The 17425-nt window shown below is 62.6% G+C and carries 17 protein-coding genes; 8 read left to right on the forward strand and 9 right to left on the reverse strand.

What is annotated here, in order from left to right; translation table 11 throughout:
- Positions 1-8: 8 nt before the first annotated feature.
- On the forward strand, positions 9-758 hold the full coding sequence (locus tag J3A64_RS06165; RefSeq protein WP_210063815.1) for an energy-coupling factor ABC transporter ATP-binding protein: 750 nt from the start codon (positions 9-11) through the stop codon (positions 756-758).
- On the forward strand, positions 755-1384 hold the full coding sequence (locus J3A64_RS06170) for an energy-coupling factor transporter transmembrane protein EcfT (protein WP_011774800.1): 630 nt from the start codon (positions 755-757) through the stop codon (positions 1382-1384). Before J3A64_RS06165 ends, J3A64_RS06170 begins: the two co-directional genes overlap by 4 nt.
- Here J3A64_RS06170 and J3A64_RS06175 read toward each other — a convergent pair.
- Positions 1381-2622, reverse strand: a complete 1242-nt coding sequence (locus J3A64_RS06175; protein ID WP_286176192.1) for a thiolase family protein — start codon at positions 2620-2622, stop codon at positions 1381-1383. The two genes, J3A64_RS06170 and J3A64_RS06175, sit on opposite strands and share 4 nt — an antisense overlap.
- Positions 2594-3985: a class I adenylate-forming enzyme family protein gene (locus tag J3A64_RS06180; protein ID WP_210063816.1), complete on the reverse strand. Its 1392-nt coding sequence runs from the start codon at positions 3983-3985 to the stop codon at positions 2594-2596. The genes J3A64_RS06175 and J3A64_RS06180 overlap by 29 nt, the downstream gene beginning before the upstream one ends.
- Positions 3986-4046: 61 nt before the next feature.
- Between J3A64_RS06180 and J3A64_RS06185 the strand changes: the two genes are divergently transcribed.
- On the forward strand, positions 4047-4949 hold the full coding sequence (locus J3A64_RS06185; RefSeq protein WP_014921883.1) for a neutral zinc metallopeptidase: 903 nt from the start codon (positions 4047-4049) through the stop codon (positions 4947-4949).
- A gap of 115 nt (positions 4950-5064) precedes the next feature.
- On the opposite strand, the gene J3A64_RS06190 is transcribed toward J3A64_RS06185, so the two are convergent.
- The 6 genes from J3A64_RS06190 to J3A64_RS06215 are packed head-to-tail and all read right to left on the reverse strand — an operon-like array spanning position 5065 to position 10218.
- Positions 5065-5397 carry a metal-sulfur cluster assembly factor gene (locus J3A64_RS06190; RefSeq protein ID WP_011774796.1) on the reverse strand — a complete coding sequence of 111 codons (333 nt, stop codon included), beginning with the start codon at positions 5395-5397 and terminating at the stop codon, positions 5065-5067.
- Positions 5398-5410: 13 nt separating this feature from the next.
- The gene (sufC, locus tag J3A64_RS06195) at positions 5411-6196 is read right to left on the reverse strand and encodes a Fe-S cluster assembly ATPase SufC (RefSeq protein WP_210063817.1); all 786 of its coding nucleotides are present in this window, start codon (positions 6194-6196) and stop codon (positions 5411-5413) included.
- A gap of 43 nt (positions 6197-6239) precedes the next feature.
- Positions 6240-6596 (reverse strand): non-heme iron oxygenase ferredoxin subunit, encoded by a 357-nt coding sequence (locus J3A64_RS06200; RefSeq protein ID WP_011774794.1) that lies wholly within the window; start codon positions 6594-6596, stop codon positions 6240-6242.
- A 21-nt stretch (positions 6597-6617) separates the two neighbouring features.
- Positions 6618-7931 (reverse strand): Fe-S cluster assembly protein SufD, encoded by a 1314-nt coding sequence (gene sufD / locus J3A64_RS06205; protein WP_011774793.1) that lies wholly within the window; start codon positions 7929-7931, stop codon positions 6618-6620.
- A 2-nt stretch (positions 7932-7933) separates the two neighbouring features.
- Entirely contained in the window at positions 7934-9397 is a 1464-nt protein-coding gene (gene sufB, locus J3A64_RS06210) for a Fe-S cluster assembly protein SufB (RefSeq protein WP_011774792.1), read from the reverse strand.
- Positions 9397-10218, reverse strand: a complete 822-nt coding sequence (locus J3A64_RS06215; RefSeq protein ID WP_014921880.1) for a metalloregulator ArsR/SmtB family transcription factor — start codon at positions 10216-10218, stop codon at positions 9397-9399. The genes sufB and J3A64_RS06215 overlap by 1 nt, the downstream gene beginning before the upstream one ends.
- A gap of 109 nt (positions 10219-10327) precedes the next feature.
- Here J3A64_RS06215 and J3A64_RS06220 point away from each other — a divergent pair, with 109 nt between their 5' ends.
- From J3A64_RS06220 to J3A64_RS06235, 4 genes are all read left to right on the forward strand, one after another.
- Positions 10328-11293: an ABC transporter ATP-binding protein gene (locus J3A64_RS06220; RefSeq protein ID WP_210063818.1), complete on the forward strand. Its 966-nt coding sequence runs from the start codon at positions 10328-10330 to the stop codon at positions 11291-11293.
- Positions 11290-12054, forward strand: coding sequence for an ABC transporter permease (locus J3A64_RS06225; RefSeq protein ID WP_014921879.1), 765 nt, complete (start codon positions 11290-11292; stop codon positions 12052-12054). Before J3A64_RS06220 ends, J3A64_RS06225 begins: the two co-directional genes overlap by 4 nt.
- A 46-nt stretch (positions 12055-12100) precedes the next feature.
- Positions 12101-13045, forward strand: a complete 945-nt coding sequence (locus tag J3A64_RS06230) for a heme A synthase (protein ID WP_210063819.1) — start codon at positions 12101-12103, stop codon at positions 13043-13045.
- A gap of 82 nt (positions 13046-13127) precedes the next feature.
- Complete coding sequence (locus J3A64_RS06235) at positions 13128-13676, forward strand: TOPRIM nucleotidyl transferase/hydrolase domain-containing protein (RefSeq protein ID WP_210063820.1); 549 nt, start codon at positions 13128-13130, stop codon at positions 13674-13676.
- A 207-nt stretch (positions 13677-13883) separates the two neighbouring features.
- Here J3A64_RS06235 and J3A64_RS06240 read toward each other — a convergent pair whose 3' ends face one another.
- On the reverse strand, positions 13884-14846 hold the full coding sequence (locus tag J3A64_RS06240) for a heme o synthase (RefSeq protein ID WP_011774786.1): 963 nt from the start codon (positions 14844-14846) through the stop codon (positions 13884-13886).
- A 428-nt stretch (positions 14847-15274) separates the two neighbouring features.
- Here J3A64_RS06240 and tkt point away from each other — a divergent pair, with 428 nt between their 5' ends.
- A complete protein-coding gene (gene tkt, locus J3A64_RS06245) occupies positions 15275-17401 on the forward strand; it encodes a transketolase (protein ID WP_307807165.1) in 2127 nt (708 codons plus the stop codon).
- Positions 17402-17425 lie beyond the last annotated feature (24 nt).

Raw genomic sequence — 17425 nt, forward strand, 5'->3', positions numbered from 1 at the left:
ATCAGTACATGAACTCCATCTGTTTCAGCAGGGTCTCGGTGCACGTCGCGGTTGATGGCAGCGACGTGCCCAAGACCCTGCTGCACGACTTTTCCTTGGAACTGACCGAGCGCCGGATCGCGGTGATCGGAGCCAACGGATCCGGGAAATCCACGCTGCTACGGCTCCTGAACGGCCTGGTTGTTCCAAGCACTGGCACGGTTGTGGTCCACGGCGTCGACTCTGTTTCCGATGTACGCCGCGTCCGCGGCAATGTGGGTTTCGTCTTTACCGATCCCCTGTCACAGTTGGTGATGCCTACCGGGCGGGAAGACGTTGAGCTCTCGTTACGCCGTTCCGTCAAGAACTCCAAGGAGCGGGCCGCGCGGGCAGAAGCAGTGCTGGATCGCTTCGGCCTGCTTCATCTGGCCGATCAAAGCATCTACGAACTCTCCGGTGGTGAACGGCAGTTGTTGGCGTTGGCCGCAGTCCTTGCCGTCGACCCCACAGTCTTGGTTCTCGACGAGCCGTCCACCCTCCTTGATCTGAGGAACCGCGAACTCCTGCGGCGAACCATCGCCGGACTGGACCAGCAGGTGATCATGTCCACGCACGATCTGGACCTCGCGCTCGATATGGACCGGGTGTTGGTGGTGGAGTCCGGACGCATCGTGTTCGACGGCGGTGCTGCCGACGGCGTCGCCCGTTACCGTGCACTGTGCGCGGCTGCCTTGGACGACGTCGGGCATGGCGCCCGCTTAGGTGATGTGCCGAGATGAGGGGGCATGGCTTCCTGATCGCCAATTACGTGCGAGGGAACTCGATCATCCACCGCACTCCCCTGTGGCTGAAATTCCTGGTGGTGGCGGCTTGCGGAACGGCATCCTTCCTCATTGTGGACTGGGCCGTATCCCTTGTGATCTTCGCCATCATGTGCGGCCTGTTCCTGCTCACGGGCGCGGGGTTCCGCCGCCTCCTGCGTGCAGTGTGGATGGTGACGCCCATCCTCTTGGTCATCGGACTCTTCCAATGGTGGCAACTCGGGGCCCCTACCGCAGGGCGCATCGTCCTGAACGTCCTGGTCTGCGTGGTGGCTGCCTCAGTGCTGACCGCAACCACTCCCGTACAGGACCTGTTGGATGGCGTGGTGGCCCTCGCAAAACCGTTCCGGCGCTTCGGTGCCGACCCGGAGCGCTTCGCCTTGACCATCGCGGTGATGCTGAGGAGCATCCCCTACATAGCGGGCGCTTTCTCGGACGTCCGGGACTCAGCGCGGGCCCGAGGGCTTGAACGCAATCCCCGAGCGCTGGTTCTGCCCGTGTTCATCACCACCGTGGCGTATGCCCGGCAAACGGGTGACGCTCTGGCAGCCCGCGGGTTGGGCGAACCGGACCTGAGGGACTAGAGCCTGGCGTACTGCAGGAGCGTTGCGGTTCCCATGCCGCCTGCAATGCTGATCATCGCCAAGGCCAGGGGGCTCTGTCCTTGGGAGGCATATCGGCTGCGCGCCTGGGCCATCAGCCGCGTCACCAGGACCGCCCCTGAGGCGCCGTAGCCGTGACCCAGGGCCAGTGCGCCGCCATCGAGGTTGGCAGTGCCAGGATCTACACCCAAGTGATCCAGGCAAGCGATGGCCTGGGAGGCGAAGGCCTCGTTGAATTCAATCAGATCAATGTCTCCCACGGCCATCGCGTGACGGTCAAGGAGCCGTTCGGCGGCTTGGGCGGCTCCGATGCCAAGGAGTGTGGGATCAACGCCGGCGGTGTCGCATCCCAGCACCAGCAGCCCGTCCGTCGCACCCATGGAGCGGGCCCGCTTGAGCGACGTGATGACGACGGCGGACGCGGCGTCCGCGTCGAAGCATGAGTTCGCTGCCGTGACCGTTCCCCCGGCCACGAACGCAGCAGGGAACCTGGCCATCAGCGGCGCCCGCAGGGAAGCCCGGGGGCCGTCGTCGGAATCCACCAGTTTTTCGTTGTTCTTGAGCGGAACGATCTCATCCGCAAATGTGCCCGCCGTCGCGGCGTCGACCGCACGGCGATGGCTCCGGAGCGCGTACTCGTCTTGTCTTTGCCGTGTCACGCCAAACTCGCGGGCCACGTTCTCCGCAGCAACACCCATGTCAGGGTCGCCGAACTGTGGCGGCACGAAGCTGGCCCTGGAGTAGAAGTCGAGTTCGTCGTCGTCGGTTCTGTTGGCCCGGGCCGGAGCGGTACTGATGCTCTCCACTCCACCGGCCAGATACAGAGGATCACCGCCGGCTGCAACCAGGCGTGACGCCAGTGCAATGGCGTCAAGACCCGAGCCGCATTGCCGGTCAACGGTGAGGGCGGGCACTGTGATGGGCATCCCTGCCTGGAGTGCAGCGAATCTGGCCACGTTACCGCCTCCGCCCACGGCGTTCCCGATGATGACATCGTCCACGTCCGTGGGGTCCACGCCCGCTGTCTCCAGGAGGGAACCCAACACGGGTGCCAGGAGATCCGGCGCACGGAGATGCTTCAGCTGCCCGTTGGCACGACAGATCGGAGAGCGGAGCGCGGCGATGATAACCGGTTGCCGCGATTCGTCGGACTCGCGTTGCAGCTCCTCGACGCTGGCCACGGGGCTTCCGCTACCCAAGGAGTTGTGCCCGGGGGTCATGGTTCTTGATCCAGTCCAGCAGGACTTTTCTACTGACCTTGCCGCGGTCGGTCATGGGAAGCTCCGCCAACAAGTAGTACTGCAACGGCCACTTGTCCCGTGCCAGCAGACCATCCAGCCCTGTGCGGAGCTGGGTGGCAGTGACCGCACCGTACACAGGTACGACGCCGGCGATCACCTTTTGGCCGCGGATATCGTCGGGCGCACCCGCTGCAACCGCAACATCCACACCCGGCACGGATGCGACGGCAAGCTCTACCTCGTGCGGGTAAACGTTCTTTCCCGAGGTGATGATCATGTCCGAGCGGCGGCCAAGGATGTGAAGAGTGCCGTTGTCCAGGAAGCCCTGGTCCCCCACGGTGTACCAACCGTCAAGGCACCGCAAGGCTTGTCCATCGTCGCCCCAAAGGTAGCCGTTGCTGACCATTCCGCTGCGAACGCTGATATTTCCGTGCTCACCGTCCGGGAGGGGGCTGCCGGCATCATCGAGGATACTCAGCTCCACGCCCGGGAACGGCAAGCCGATTCCGGTACCACCGGAGTCCAAGGGTTCACCAGCGGCCAAACGGGTGCCGGAAACAAAGCTTAACTCCGAAGCCCCGTAATACTCGTAGATGGCGGCGCGGGGCGCCCAACGCCGGGCCGCTTCCAACGTCCGGGCATCCAACTTGGAACCTGCGCAAATAATGCTGCGAATGCCGGAAGCATCAACGTCCCCTGCGAGACCCCGCTCGCTGAGCAACCTCAACGCAGTGGGTGCCAGGACCAGGCGGGTGATGCCATCGTGACTGATGGCAGCATGGGCGTCGCCGACGTCGAACGATTCAAGGGTGTGGAATGCAGCTCCGGCGTACAGACACTCCGAGAGTGCATACAAGTTCAGGCTGGCTGACAAAGGGCCCGGCGCAAGGGTCCGGTCGTCCTGCGAGAGGCCAAAAAACTCGATCGAAGCTTCGAAGGACACTTGCCAGGAACGGCGGGACCTGGTGAAGGCTTTGGGGACAGAGGTGGTGCCCGAGGTAAGCCCGATCAGGAAGGTACTCGACGGATCTCCATCCACCAGCCCGGTCTCAACCGGCGTGATGGCCTCGACGATCCGCGACGAGACTTCTTCGATCATTGGCGACGGCCATTCGGGGTCCAGTACGGCACAGCGCCGCTCCCCCGCCACCGCAGCAGTGTACCGCTCCACAAAGCGAACGGAGTTGGGCTCGGCAAGGACAGTTGTGGCAGTCGCATCACCGAGCAGCCCTGCTGCAGCGTCGCGGAGTCCCGCCCAGGTGAGCCGGCTGCTGCCCACAACGACGGCGGCGTCGTGCGGGCGCTCCTCGGCCCAGAGCTGAAGTTTGTCCAGGAAAGGCATCCACGCAATTTTACTGCAGTGTCCGGCACCGGGCACCAATAGTGACGTCTATTCTGACTGTATGAGTTTCAATGACGGCGCGCAGCTGGACCCCTCGCAAGTGGAAGACCGACGTGGCAGTGGCATGGGCCGCGGCACCAAGATCGGCGGAGGCATCGGAGGGGGCATAGTGGTGCTGCTGCTGGCACTCTTCGGTATCAATCCCAACATCCTCGGGGACCTGACGGGCAGCGGTAGCCAGCCACCCGCCGTCGAAAGTGGCGGTGGTGCCGGAGGTGTCCAGGAGTGCCAGACCGGCGCTGATGCGGACAAGCGGCTGGATTGCCGGATCACGGGCACCGTGAACAGCCTTAATGCGTTCTGGCCTGACTACCTTGCGGACTACAACGTGCAGTATCCACGGCCAAATACCGTCATTTTCAGCCAAGCCACCACCACGGGTTGCGGTTCGGCCACGAGTGCCGTGGGACCGTTCTACTGCCCTGCGGACACCACCGCCTACTTTGACCCCGGGTTCTTCGATGACCTGGTCACCCGCTTCGGCTCGTCGGGAGGACCACTGGCACAGGAGTACGTAGTAGCCCACGAATTCGGACACCATGTCCAAAACATTCTGGGCACCTTGGATCAAGCACAGCAGGACCCCCAGGGTCCGCAGTCGGGAGCAGTCCGGGTGGAACTCCAAGCCGACTGCTTTGCCGGTCTGTGGGTTCGCCACGCTACGACACAGACGGATGCCAGCGGCAAGCCTTTCCTTGATCCCCTGACCCAACAAGACCTGCAGGACGCGCTCTCGGCCGCGTCCGCCGTCGGCGATGACCGCATCCAGGAGGCGGCTACGGGGCGCGTGTCCCCGGAATCGTGGACGCACGGATCCAGTGAACAGCGGCAGAAGTGGTTCTATCAGGGCTACACCACAGGTGACATCAACAAGTGCGACACCTTCGGAGTGGCAGCGCCCTAGAGCTGGAAGGCCAGGGCTGGAAGAACAGGGCTGGAAGGTAAGACGAAGAAGGGTTCCGGGCCAATGGCCCGGAACCCTTCCTTGTGCCCGCTGGTAGCGAGCGAAAAACTGCTGATCAGATGTTGAAGCCGAGGGCCCGCATCTGGTCCTTGCCGTCGTCGGTGATCCGCTCGGGACCCCAAGGCGGCATCCATACCCAGTTCAGGCGCCAATCATCAACCACGCCGTCGAGGGACTTGCCCACCTGCTCTTCAAGCACGTCCGTCAGCGGGCAGGCCGCCGTGGTCAGTGTCATATCGATCAGAAGCGCGCCGTCCTCATCGGAGTACTTGAGTCCGTAAAGAAGGCCCAGATCCACCACATTGACCCCGAGTTCCGGGTCGATGACGTCCTTGAGCGCTTCCTCGACGTCCTCGAGGCTGGTTCGCGCCGTGTTGATTTCGGTCATGGAACGATCCTAACTAGGCCTGCACAGCAGGAGCAACGGCAACGCCGGCGCCTGGGGCGTAGCGGTCGTAGCCCTCTTCTTCAAGACGGTCTGCGAGCTCGGGTCCGCCTTCTTCAACAACCTTGCCGTCAACGAACACGTGGACGAAGTCCGGCTTGATGTAGCGCAGAATGCGGGTGTAGTGGGTGATGAGCAGAGTGCCCATGTTGCCCTCTTCGTGGGCGCGGTTGACGCCCTCGGAGACAACCTTCAAAGCGTCGACGTCCAGGCCGGAGTCGGTCTCGTCAAGGATGGCGAACTTCGGCTTGAAGAGTTCGAGCTGAAGGATCTCAACGCGCTTCTTCTCACCACCGGAGAAGCCTTCGTTGACGTTGCGCTGTGCGAAGTCGGCGTCGATACGGAGCTGCTGCATGGCAGCCTTGACGTCCTTGGTCCACGTACGCAGGGCCGGTGCTTCGCCTTCGATCGCGGTCTTGGCGGTGCGCAGGAAGTTGGTCATGGTGACGCCGGGAACCTCTACCGGGTACTGCATGGCCAGGAAGACGCCTGCACGTGCGCGCTCGTCGACGCTCATCTCAAGAACGTCTTCGCCGTCCAGCGTAATGGTGCCGCTGGTGACGTTGTAGCGCGGGTGACCGGCGATGGTGGAGGCAAGGGTGGACTTGCCCGAGCCGTTGGGGCCCATGATGGCGTGCGTTTCACCGGTCTTGATGGTGAGGCTGACGCCCTTCAGGATCTCCTTGGTGCCCTGCTCCGTCTCGATGCTGACGTGCAGGTCCTTGATTTCAAGAGTTGACATGCTCTTCTTTCTTTCCGTTCGTAAGTCTGGCGGTACTGGGCGCTCAGTAGTTATCTACCGAGGCGCCGTTCACAACGTTGGTCACGTCCACGTAAACGTCGTCGCCATCGATGGTGACGGCAAATACGGGCACGGGGTCGTAAGCAGGCAGCTGGAGGGGCTGTCCGCTGCGGAGGTCGAACTGGGAACCGTGTCCCCAGCACTCGATTGCGCAGCCTTCAACCTCACCCTCGGACAACGAGATGTCCGCGTGCGAGCAGGTATCGGCGATGGCGTGGATATCGCCCATCGAGTCCTTGACGATGGCTACGGGGTAGTCGTCGATCAGGACACGCAGCGCCTGCTTGACCTGGATGTCATTGGCGTTGCATACCAGTTCGCCCTTGGTTTCTTCACTCATTGTTGCTCTGCCTGGCCTGTCTTAGTTGTCGGTCGCGGCGAGTTCGCGCTCAACAGCTGCGGTCAGGCGCTCTTCGATTGCCGGGACCTTGATCTGCTGGATGATCTCGTTAAGGAAGCCCCGGACCACCAGACGGCGGGCAACCTTTTCCGGGATGCCGCGGGCCATGAGGTAGAACAGGTGCTCGTCATCAAAACGGCCGGTGGCGCTGGCGTGGCCTGCACCCTCGATCAAACCGGTTTCGATTTCAAGGTTGGGAACCGAGTCAGCGCGGGCACCGTCCGTGAGGACCAGGTTGCGGTTGGCCTCATAGGTGTCCGTGCCTTCAGCTTCCTTACGGATCAGGACGTCGCCAACCCAGACGCTGTGGGCGTTGCGTCCCTGAAGAGCACCCTTGTAGAGGACGCGGGACTTGCAGTTGGCCACTGCATGGTCAACGAAGAGACGCTGCTCAAGGTGCTGACCGGCATCGGCGAAGTACAGACCGAACATTTCGACGTCGGCGCCGGGGGCAGTGAAGCGCGTGGACGGGGTGACACGTACAAGGTCGCCGCCAAGGCTGACAACGATGTGCTTGAACTTGGCGTCGCGGCCGATCTTTGCCTGCTGCGATGACGCGTGAACGGCGTTGTCGGCCCATTCCTGCAGCGAGACGACGGTCAGCTCGGCGCCGTCTTCAACGATGATCTCCACATTCTCGGAGACAACCGCGCTGCCTTGGTGGTCCAGAACCACCACAGCCTTGGAGAAACGCTCCGCCACAATCACGATGTGCTGGGCAGAAGGAGCCTCTCCGGCGCCGGTGATCAGGACCGAAACTTCACTGTCGGCCTGCAGTTCGGCGGGCACGGTGACGACTGTAGCTTCGGCGAAGTTCTCCCAAGCATTGGCGGACACGAGGTCCTCCGGAATGGCAGCCTGGCCGATGCGCTTGTCATCGCGTCCAACGGTTTCAACAACAACCCCGGCCGGTGCAGTAACGCTGACAGCCGGAGCTGCGCCGCTGAGGACCTCGGTGTGGAGGCCGCGGAGGCGCTTCAGCGGAGTGAAGCGCCAGTCTTCCTCGAGGCCGTTCAGCGGCTTGAAGTCTGCCAACTTGTATGAGGTGAGGCGGCCGGCGCGGGAACTGTCCGGGATGCCGACCCCGCCACCGTGCGAGTGGCTCTTGGCCGAAGCGCCGGCGAGCGGACCAGCGGAAGGCTGCTCCGACGTCGTGCTGGTGTTCGTTCCGGTGTTGACGGGCGAAAGGTTCTCGCCTTCCTCGGTGAAGCCGTTGATAAACGGCTGGGCCGAGGGCGCGCCGATGCGCGCCTTTTCAGTAGTGATATCAGTCATTGTTAACCGACGGACCCTTCCATCTGCAGTTCAATCAGGCGGTTCAGCTCAAGAGCGTATTCCATGGGCAATTCACGGGCGATCGGCTCGATGAAGCCGCGCACGATCATGGCCATGGCCTCGTCTTCAGGCATGCCGCGGGACATCAGATAGAAGAGCTGCTCTTCGCTGACGCGTGAAACGGTGGCCTCGTGGCCCATGACAACGTCATCCTCGCGGATGTCGATGTACGGGTATGTGTCCGAACGGGAAATGGTGTCCACCAGGAGGGCATCGCAACGGACCGTGTTGGCGGAGTGCTTGGCGCCTTCGCGGACCTGGACGAGGCCGCGGTAAGCAGCACGTCCGCCGCCGCGGGCCACGGACTTGGAAATGATGGAACTCTTGGTATTCGGCGCGATGTGCACCATCTTGGAGCCCGTGTCCTGGTGCTGGCCCTCGCCGGCGAAGGCGATGGACAGCGTCTCACCCTTGGCGTGCTCACCAACGAGGTAGACGGCCGGGTACTTCATGGTCACCTTGGATCCGATGTTGCCATCGATCCACTCCATGGTGGCGCCCTCTTCGCAGATGGCGCGCTTGGTCACCAGGTTGTACACGTTGGTGGACCAGTTCTGGATGGTGGTGTAGCGGACGCGGGCGCCCTTCTTCACGATGATCTCCACGACGGCCGAGTGCAGGGAATCCGAGGTGTAGATCGGAGCCGTGCAGCCTTCGATGTAGTGGACGTAAGAGTCCTCATCAGCGATGATCAGCGTGCGCTCGAACTGGCCCATGTTCTCCGTGTTGATACGGAAGTAGGCCTGCAGCGGGATGTCCACGTGAACGCCCTTGGGCACGTACACGAACGATCCGCCGGACCATACGGCCGTGTTCAACGAAGCGAACTTGTTGTCGCCCACCGGGATGATGGTGCCGAAGTACTCCTGGAAGATCTCCGGGTGCTCGCGCAGGGCGGTGTCAGTGTCCAGGAAGATGACACCCTGGGCTTCCAGGTCCTCACGGATCTGGTGGTAGACAACCTCGGACTCGTACTGGGCAGCGACGCCTGAGACAAGGCGGCTGCGCTCAGCTTCGGGAATGCCCAGCTTCTCATAGGTGTTCCGGATATCCTCCGGAAGGTCTTCCCATGTTGCCGCTTGCTTCTCAGTGGAGCGAACGAAGTATTTGATGTTGTCGAAGTCGATGCCGGAGAGGTCTGCACCCCAGGTAGGCATGGGCTTGCGGTCGAAGTACTTCAGGCCTTTGAGCCGCAGATCGAGCATCCATTCGGGCTCGTTCTTCTTCGAGGAGATGTCACGGACGACCTCCTCGTTGAGGCCACGACGGGCGTTGGCGCCTACGTCGTTCTTGTCGGCCCAGCCGTACTCGTAGTTTCCGATACCGTGCAGTTCGGGATTCTTCTCCAGAATCTCCGAGATCACAGTGCCGTCAGCTACCGCTTTCTCTGCTATTTGGTCCGTCATCACGGCCTTTCTTGCTGGTTGTTTGATTCCTGATACGGGTTCCCGGGCTGCACTGCGACATCTGGGGATGCCGTGGCAGCCGGGCGCCCGGTAGGTATGTGGGTGGTGCAGACGTGTCCGCCCTGCGCGAGGGTGGAAAGGCGCCGGACATCTACGCCCACCAAACGCGAGAAGACCTTGGTCTCGGTGTCGCAGAACACGGGAAACTCTGCGGCGAGCCGCTGAATCGGGCAGTGGCCCTGGCACAGCTGAACGCTGGACAACGCGGCCGGCAGAGGGGCCTTGGCTTCAATGGAATGGGCCGAGGCAACAAAGCCATCACGGCTGAGGGCCTTCGACAACGCCATTGCGCGCGCCGTGATGTCACTACCGGCGGCTTCCACCTCGGGGGCGTAGCGGCGCTCCATGTCCGAGAAGCGTTCTTCGGCATACTCACGGACTGCGTCCTCGCCGGCAAGCTCCTGAAGGCGCCTGAGTGCCGAACTGGCAATATTCAGGTAATCGTCGCCTAGCTTGGACTGCCCCTGCGAGCTAAGGACATATCGTCGGGCCGGACGGCCTGCGCCGGAACCGGCTTTGGCCACACGCTTGACTTCGATGACGCCGGTGCGTTCCAGGTGGTCAAGGTGCCGCCGCACCGCAGCCGGCGTAAATCCTAGAAGGTCGCCCAGTTCCGCGGCACTTACCGGGCCGTTCTCCAGGACGGCGCTCAAGACGCGGTCCCGTGTGCGGTCATCCGCGTCCGGCAGCGCAGGCGAGGCAACGAATGCCTCTGCCGCTGCAGCATGCCGTGTTGAGGGCATGGAAGTTGGACTGCTCATGGAATACACAACACAATCATGTCGTAATTTGTTTCATGCATCCAGTAAGGCAAGACTGACCTGCGCCGCCCGCCAAGTGTGACCGTACTACTTCCCGTAGAATACTCTGGTGCGATCCCCCGATTCCCCTGTCCTCACTATAGATGGACTCATTAAGGACGTAGGCCCCCTGGCCTCCCTTGACGGCAAAATGCTCAGGGTGGTCAGCGGGCTGTCCCTCGTGGCCGAACGCGGCCAAGTAACCGCCCTGCTGGGGGCTAACGGCGCAGGTAAAACCACCACTCTGGAATGCGCCCAAGGCCTGCAGAAGCGAACGGACGGAAAAATCTCCCTCCTTGGCGAGGACCCGGACACGGCAGGAGCGGGCTTGAGGTCCCGCGTAGGTGTGATGCTCCAGGACGGTGGCCTCCCGCCGTCGGCCCGTCCCATACCTTTGTTGCGGCACATTGCCGGCATGTACCAAAAGCCCATGGACGTTGACGCCCTGGTGGGGCGGCTGGGCATCAACCAGTTCAGCAGGACCAGCGTGCGGCGTCTTTCGGGTGGCCAAAAGCAGCGGCTGGCACTGGCGGCAGCCTTGGTAGGAAACCCGGAGATCCTGTTCCTGGACGAACCCAGCGCGGGGCTTGACCCACAGTCACGCCAGATGGTCTTCGATCTCATCGCGGAACTTCGGGACGCAGGCATGGGAATCGTCCTGACGACTCACCTCATGGATGATGCCGAACGCCTGGCGGATTATGTTTACATCATCGACGGCGGTCATAACGTTGTGGAAGGAACAGTCGCCGAACTGCTTCGACATGACCATTCCGCCGAATCCGCTGTTTCGGACCGGACACTGTACTTTGATGCTCCGGCCGGGCTGAACTTTGCCAACGTGCTTGGTGCGGGCCTCCAGGTCACCGAGACCCGGTCGGGCAGCTACACCATCACTGGTGAACTCACGCCGAAGGACCTTGCGGCCCTCACCGCCTGGTGGGCTGAACGGAACATCATGCCTGCCTCACTGCGATTGGAAGCCCGCAGCCTGGAGGACGTGTTCCTGGACATTTCCGGAAGGGAACTCCGATGAGCAAGCTTCTCTCCCCCAACGCCGGGCCGGCATCCTTGCCGCGCCGGATCATGCAGCAGGGGCGCTACGAGACCATCACCATGCTCCGCAATGGTGAGCAACTCATTCTCGCCATCGTGCTGCCTCTGATGGCGCTCGTTGGCTTGGTGGTCACCCCGATGCTGGATGGCCTTGGTGGCTCCCGTGTGGACGTTGCGACCCCGGGAATTCTCGCCCTGTGCGCGATGTCCACGGCTTTCACCGGTCAGGGCATCGCTACCGGTTTTGATCGCCGATACGGAGTTCTCCGCTTTCTTTCCACCACTCCCCTTGGCAGGGGCGGGCTCATCGCGGGCAAGATCCTCGCCGTGCTGGTGGTTCTGTTCCTCCAAGTGCTGGTAGTAGGGGCCGTTGCCGGTCTGCTGGGATGGCAGCCGCGGCCGGAGGCCTGGCTTCCGGGGCTCGGTCTGCTGGTTCTCGGTGCTGCTGCCTTCACCGCATTGGGCTTGCTCGTGGCTGGAACGGTACGGCCCGAAGCTACCCTTGCGATCACCAACCTGCTGTGGATTCTCCTCGGAGCGTTGGGCGGCATAGTGGTACCGGCCGAACGACTGCCCTCTTTGCTGCAGGGCATCGTCCAATTCCTTCCTTCCGGTGCGCTGGGCCAAGCACTCCGGGACGCCTTCCTGGCGGGGGCCGTCCCGTTCCCTGCCGTTGTGATCCTCCTGCTGTGGACAGTGCTGGCCGGCGCTGCAGCCATCCGCTGGTTTAAGTGGAACTAAGCAACCTGGTATCCACCAACATTCAGAACTGAGAGTTGAGAAAACTGTGAGCACGGCATCGCGCCTCCCGAAAACCATCCAGCGATTCACGTCCAAGTTGCCCACCGAGGTTAACAAGGCCGTACGCCGGTTGGCCCTGCTGTCCCTCATTGGGCAGACGGTTCTTGTGGTGACCGGTGGTGCCGTCCGCCTCACCGCCTCGGGGCTGGGTTGCCCCACGTGGCCCCGTTGCACCAACGACTCCCTGGTCAATACACCGGAGATGGGCATCCACGGGTTCATTGAATTCGGCAACCGCCTGCTCACGTTCGCCCTCGCGGCCGTTGCCGCGCTCATGCTCGTGTACTTGTGGAACCTCCGCAAGGAACGTCGCGACCTCTTCATCCTTGCCCTGGGGCTCCTTGCAAGCATCCCGGCCCAGGCCATCATTGGCGGTATTACCGTTCTGTCCGGCCTCAACCCGTGGGTTGTAGGGCTGCACTTCCTTGTCTCCATGGCCCTGGTGGTCTTTGCCACATTGCTGGTCAACCGGGCCTATGGGCGGACCGGCCGCTTCATGAACCGCACCCTTCCGGCGCTCCCCTCCATCGCACGCCCCGTGATGATGGCTGTCGCTGTTTTCTCGGCACTTTCGGTGATGCTGGGTGTTGTGGTCACTGGCGCCGGGCCCCACGCAGGAGATGCAGACGCTCCGCGGAATGACCTGGACTGGGATCTCTTCTCGCATATTCACGCCGTACCGGCCTACCTCATCACGGCAGGAACACTGTTCGCGGTGTACTTGGTGGTCCGTCACAAGATTGGGGGCCCGTTCCGCACGGCCGCATACCTTCTGCTCGGCGTTACATTGCTGCAGGCGGTCATCGGCTTCACGCAGTACTACAACGGAATTCCGGCTCTCTTGGTCGGCGCGCACATGTTCGGTGCTGCCGTGTTGATGAGTGCGGCCACCAACGCCGCTGATGTAGCGAAGCACAGCCCTGCCAACTAGCTCCACCACCGATACTGCCTGACAGTACTTGGGTTTGGGGTCCAGCCGGATTGGCCGGCATAGCGTCCGGCATACTGTCCCCATGGAGTCGACGACAGTACTGGTAGAGGGTGAAAGTGACCGCCTGGCGGTCGAGGCACTGGCCGCCCTCCGTGGATATGACATCGGCGCGCGAAGAATCTCGGTGGTGCCGATGGGCGGCGCCACGAGCATAGTCCACTTCCTCGAGCTCTACGGTTCGAAAGGCGCCGGTCACAGGTTGCTGGGCCTCTGCGACTCAGCAGAGTCTCCGGGAGTTGCCCGCGCCCTCAGCAGGGCAGGCCTGGGGGTCGGCCCATTGGAGGAGCTCGGGTTCCAGGTCTGTGATGCTGATCTGGAGGACGAACTCATCCGTTGCCTTGGCATTGAAGCCGTGCTCAGCGTCATCGAAGACCAGGGCGAGCTCGCGTCGTTCGAGCTCCTTCAACGCCAGCCTTCATTGCGGGACCAACCCATAACGATGCAATTGCGCCGGTTTTTCGGCGGACGCAGCGGCAACAAGATTCGATACGCTCCCCTGCTGGTCGCCGCGCTACCGCACGGACAGGCGCCTCCCCCTCTCGCTCGCCTGGTTGCATCATTCGATATGTGAGAGAGGGTTGGGCTCAAGCCCGAGGGATGTGAGAGAGGGTCGGGCTCAAGCCCGAGGGATGTGAGAGAGGGTTGGGCTCAAGCCCGAGGGATGTGAGAGAGGGTTGGGCTCATGTGAGAGAGGGTTGGGGGCAATGAAAAGCGCGACGTCGGCACCCGGAGTGAGTGCCGACGTCGCGCTTTTGCGTGAAGACTTGAGGAACCGGGGCTAGCTGCCGACGATCGCCGAGCCGACGAAGGGGTCAACGGCCAACGCGATGAAGAGTAGTGTCAGGTAGCTGATGGAGCCGTGGAAGACCTTCATGGCGCCCTTGTTGGAGACGTCGCCACCCTGTGCGCGCTTGTACAGTGCGTGGCTCTCGTAGAGGAACCATGCGCCCGCAGCAACAGCCGCGATGGTGTAGACCCAGCCGGCACCGCCTACGGGGACCATCAGCAAGGAGCAGGCAACCATGGCCCAGGCGTAGAGGACAACCTGCACCGAAACCACTTTCGCGCCGGCGATTGCGCCGAGCATGGGCACCTTCGCGTTGCGGTAGTCCTCTCCGTAACGCATGGAGAGCGGCCAGTAGTGTGGGGGCGTCCAGAGGAAGATGACCATGAACAGGACGATGGCGGGCCACTCAACGGTGTTGGTGACAGCTGCCCATGCGATGAGCACCGGGAAGCATCCCGCAGCGCCGCCCCACACGATGTTCTGGGCGGTGCGGCGCTTCAAGATCATCGTGTAGATGACCACATAGAAGACGATGGCGCCGAGGCCAAGCCAAGCAGAAAGAGGGTTGGCACCGAACCACAGGATCGCAATGGAGGCGGCGCCAAGAATCCATGCGAAGACCAGGGCCTCGCGTGGTGTCACTTCGCCGGTCACCAACGGCCGTTTCTCGGTCCTGTGCATCAATTTGTCGATGTCACGGTCGATGTAGCAGTTGAACACGCCGGCGCTGCCGGCTGCGAAGGCACCGCCAACGAGGGTTGCCAGGATCAGTCCGATGGAGGGAAAACCGCGCTGCGCGAAGATCATGGTGGGCAGTGTGCTGACCAGGAGCAGCTCGATGACACGGGGTTTGGTCAGAGCCAGATACGCCTTGAACTTACGGGAAATACCGATGCTTCCCCGGGCCGGGGACGCGTTAAGGGGCGTATCAGTTGTGCTCACGGCGGCAGTCACTCTGTTCTATGCTCTGGGGTTCTCGCAGCGGCTGCCGTCCCTGTTGTCGAAAGCAAACACGGGCGCATGAACCGCTGGTGGCCTCCAAATATCATACCGTGGCCGGAAGTGGCCCGATGTCCGCAAAATACGTCAATGTTTCCGAATCTTCACTGGCAAGGCGGGCCATCGTGATTCATATAAGGGAATTTCTGTCCAGTTAGTGGGATTCCCTGAGTTCCGCGACACGTTTAGGGCTAAGCTATTGAGCAGATCAGCACACGTTGACGATCCGGGAAACCGTATTCTCGGATATCCGTGCGTCTGGATGAGAGATCAACGTTTCAATGGTGAACGGCTGGTAGACACATTGCAGCGGGCGCCATCCTGTGCTTCCTGCGTGCCGTGTCCGTAAGCCTGCCGTCAGCACAGAGAGGGGCTCGGTTTTCGTGCCACATTTGGAAGAGCAAGAACTGTCATGGACCGATCTGGACAAGAAGGCTGTTGACACCGTTCGCGTGTTGGCCGCTGATGCCGTGGAGAAGGTCGGCAACGGCCACCCTGGTACGGCGATGAGCTTGGCTCCGGCAGCGTACCTGCTGTTCCAGAAGCTGATGCGTCATGACCCGAAGAACCCGGACTGGATCGGCCGTGACCGGTTTGTCCTGTCCCCCGGTCACACCTCGCTGACCCTTTACATCCAGCTGTTCCTCTCCGGTTACGGCCTGGAACTGAAGGACCTCGAAGCGCTGCGCACCTGGGGTTCGCTGACCCCGGGCCACCCGGAGTACAAGCACACCGCCGGTGTGGAAATCACCACCGGCCCGCTGGGTCAGGGCCTGGCTTCCGCTGTTGGTTTCGCCTACTCCCAGCGTCGCCAGCGCGGCCTGTTCGACGCCGACGCTCCCGCCGGCGATTCGCCGTTCGACCACACCATCTGGGTTATCGCCTCCGACGGCGACCTTCAGGAAGGCGTGACTTCCGAGGCGTCCTCGCTTGCCGGGCACCAGGAACTGGGCAACCTCGTGGTGATCTACGACGAGAACCACATCTCCATCGAAGACGACACCGACATCGCCTTCACCGAAGATGTCCTCAAGCGTTACGAGGCCTACGGCTGGCACACCCAGCGCGTGGACTGGACCAAGACCGGCGACTACGTCGAAGACGTGCAGGAGCTGTACTCCGCGCTGCAGGCAGCCAAGGCTGAGACGAACAAGCCGTCCATCATCTCACTGCGCACCATCATCGGCTACCCGGCCCCGAAGAAGCAGAACACCGGCAAGATCCACGGCTCCGCCCTGGGCGCAGAAGAAGTCGCAGCACTGAAGACCGTGCTCGGTTTCGATCCTGCCAAGTCCTTCGACGTTGACGAGGAAGTTCTGGCGCACGCCCGCAAGGTCCTGGACCGCGGTGCCGAGTCACGCGCTGCCTGGCAGACCTCGTTCGAAGCATGGCAGTCCGCCAACCCGGATGCTGCTGCCCTGCTGGAGCGTGTTGAAGCCAAGAAGCTTCCCGTGGGCATCGACGCTGCCCTTCCCGTGTTTGAAGCCGGCAAGGATGTTTCCACCCGTGCGGCCTCGGGCAAGGTCCTGAACGCCATCGGCCCGGTCCTTCCGGAGCTCTGGGGCGGTTCGGCTGACCTCGCGGAGTCCAACAACACCACCATCGAAGGCTCGCCGTCGTTCATCCCGACCTCGCGCTCCACGGACGCCTGGAAGGGCAACCCGTACGGACGCGTGCTGCACTTCGGTATCCGCGAGCACGCTGCCGCCTCGATCGTGAACGGTATCTCCCTGCACGGCCGCACCCGCGCGTTCTCCGGCACGTTCTTGATCTTCAGCGACTACCAGCGCCCGGCCATCCGCCTCGGCGCGCTGATGGGTGTCCCGTCCCTGTACGTATGGACGCACGACTCCATCGGCCTGGGCGAAGACGGCCCCACCCACCAGCCGGTGGAGCAGCTCGCGTCCCTGCGTGCCATCCCGGGCCTGGACGTCGTCCGCCCCGGTGACGCGAACGAGGTCTCGGCAGCCTGGAAGGCCATGCTGGAGAACCACGAGAACCCGGCCGGCATTGTCCTGACCCGCCAGAACATCCCCACCTACGCCCGCGGCGAAGGTGAAGCCACCGGTGACACCTTCGGTTCCACCGCAGGTGTGGCCAAGGGCGGTTACGTTCTGGCTGAAGCCTCAAAGGACGGCGAAACCGTTGACGCCCAGGTCATCCTGATCGGCACCGGCTCGGAAGTCCAGCTGGCAGTCCAGGCCCGCGAAGCCCTCCAGGCCGAAGGTATCGCAGCGCGCGTCGTCTCCATGCCCTGCGTTGAGTGGTTCAACAAGCAGGACGAGGCCTACCGCGAATCGGTGCTCCCCGCTTCCGTGAAGGCCCGCGTTTCTGTTGAAGCCGGCCTTGCACTGGGCTGGCGCGAATTCGTCGGCGACGCCGGCCGCTCCATCTCCCTGGAGCACTTCGGTGCCTCGGCCGACTACAAGCGGCTCTTCAACGAATTCGGCATCACCGCCGAAGCCGTTGCAGCCGCAGCCAAAGACTCCCTCGCAGACGTCAACGCATAACAGTCTGCTCCCCTCTCACAGGAG

This window comes from Pseudarthrobacter sp. PvP004 (assembly GCF_017876035.1).
Classification (GTDB): domain Bacteria; phylum Actinomycetota; class Actinomycetes; order Actinomycetales; family Micrococcaceae; genus Arthrobacter; species Arthrobacter aurescens_A.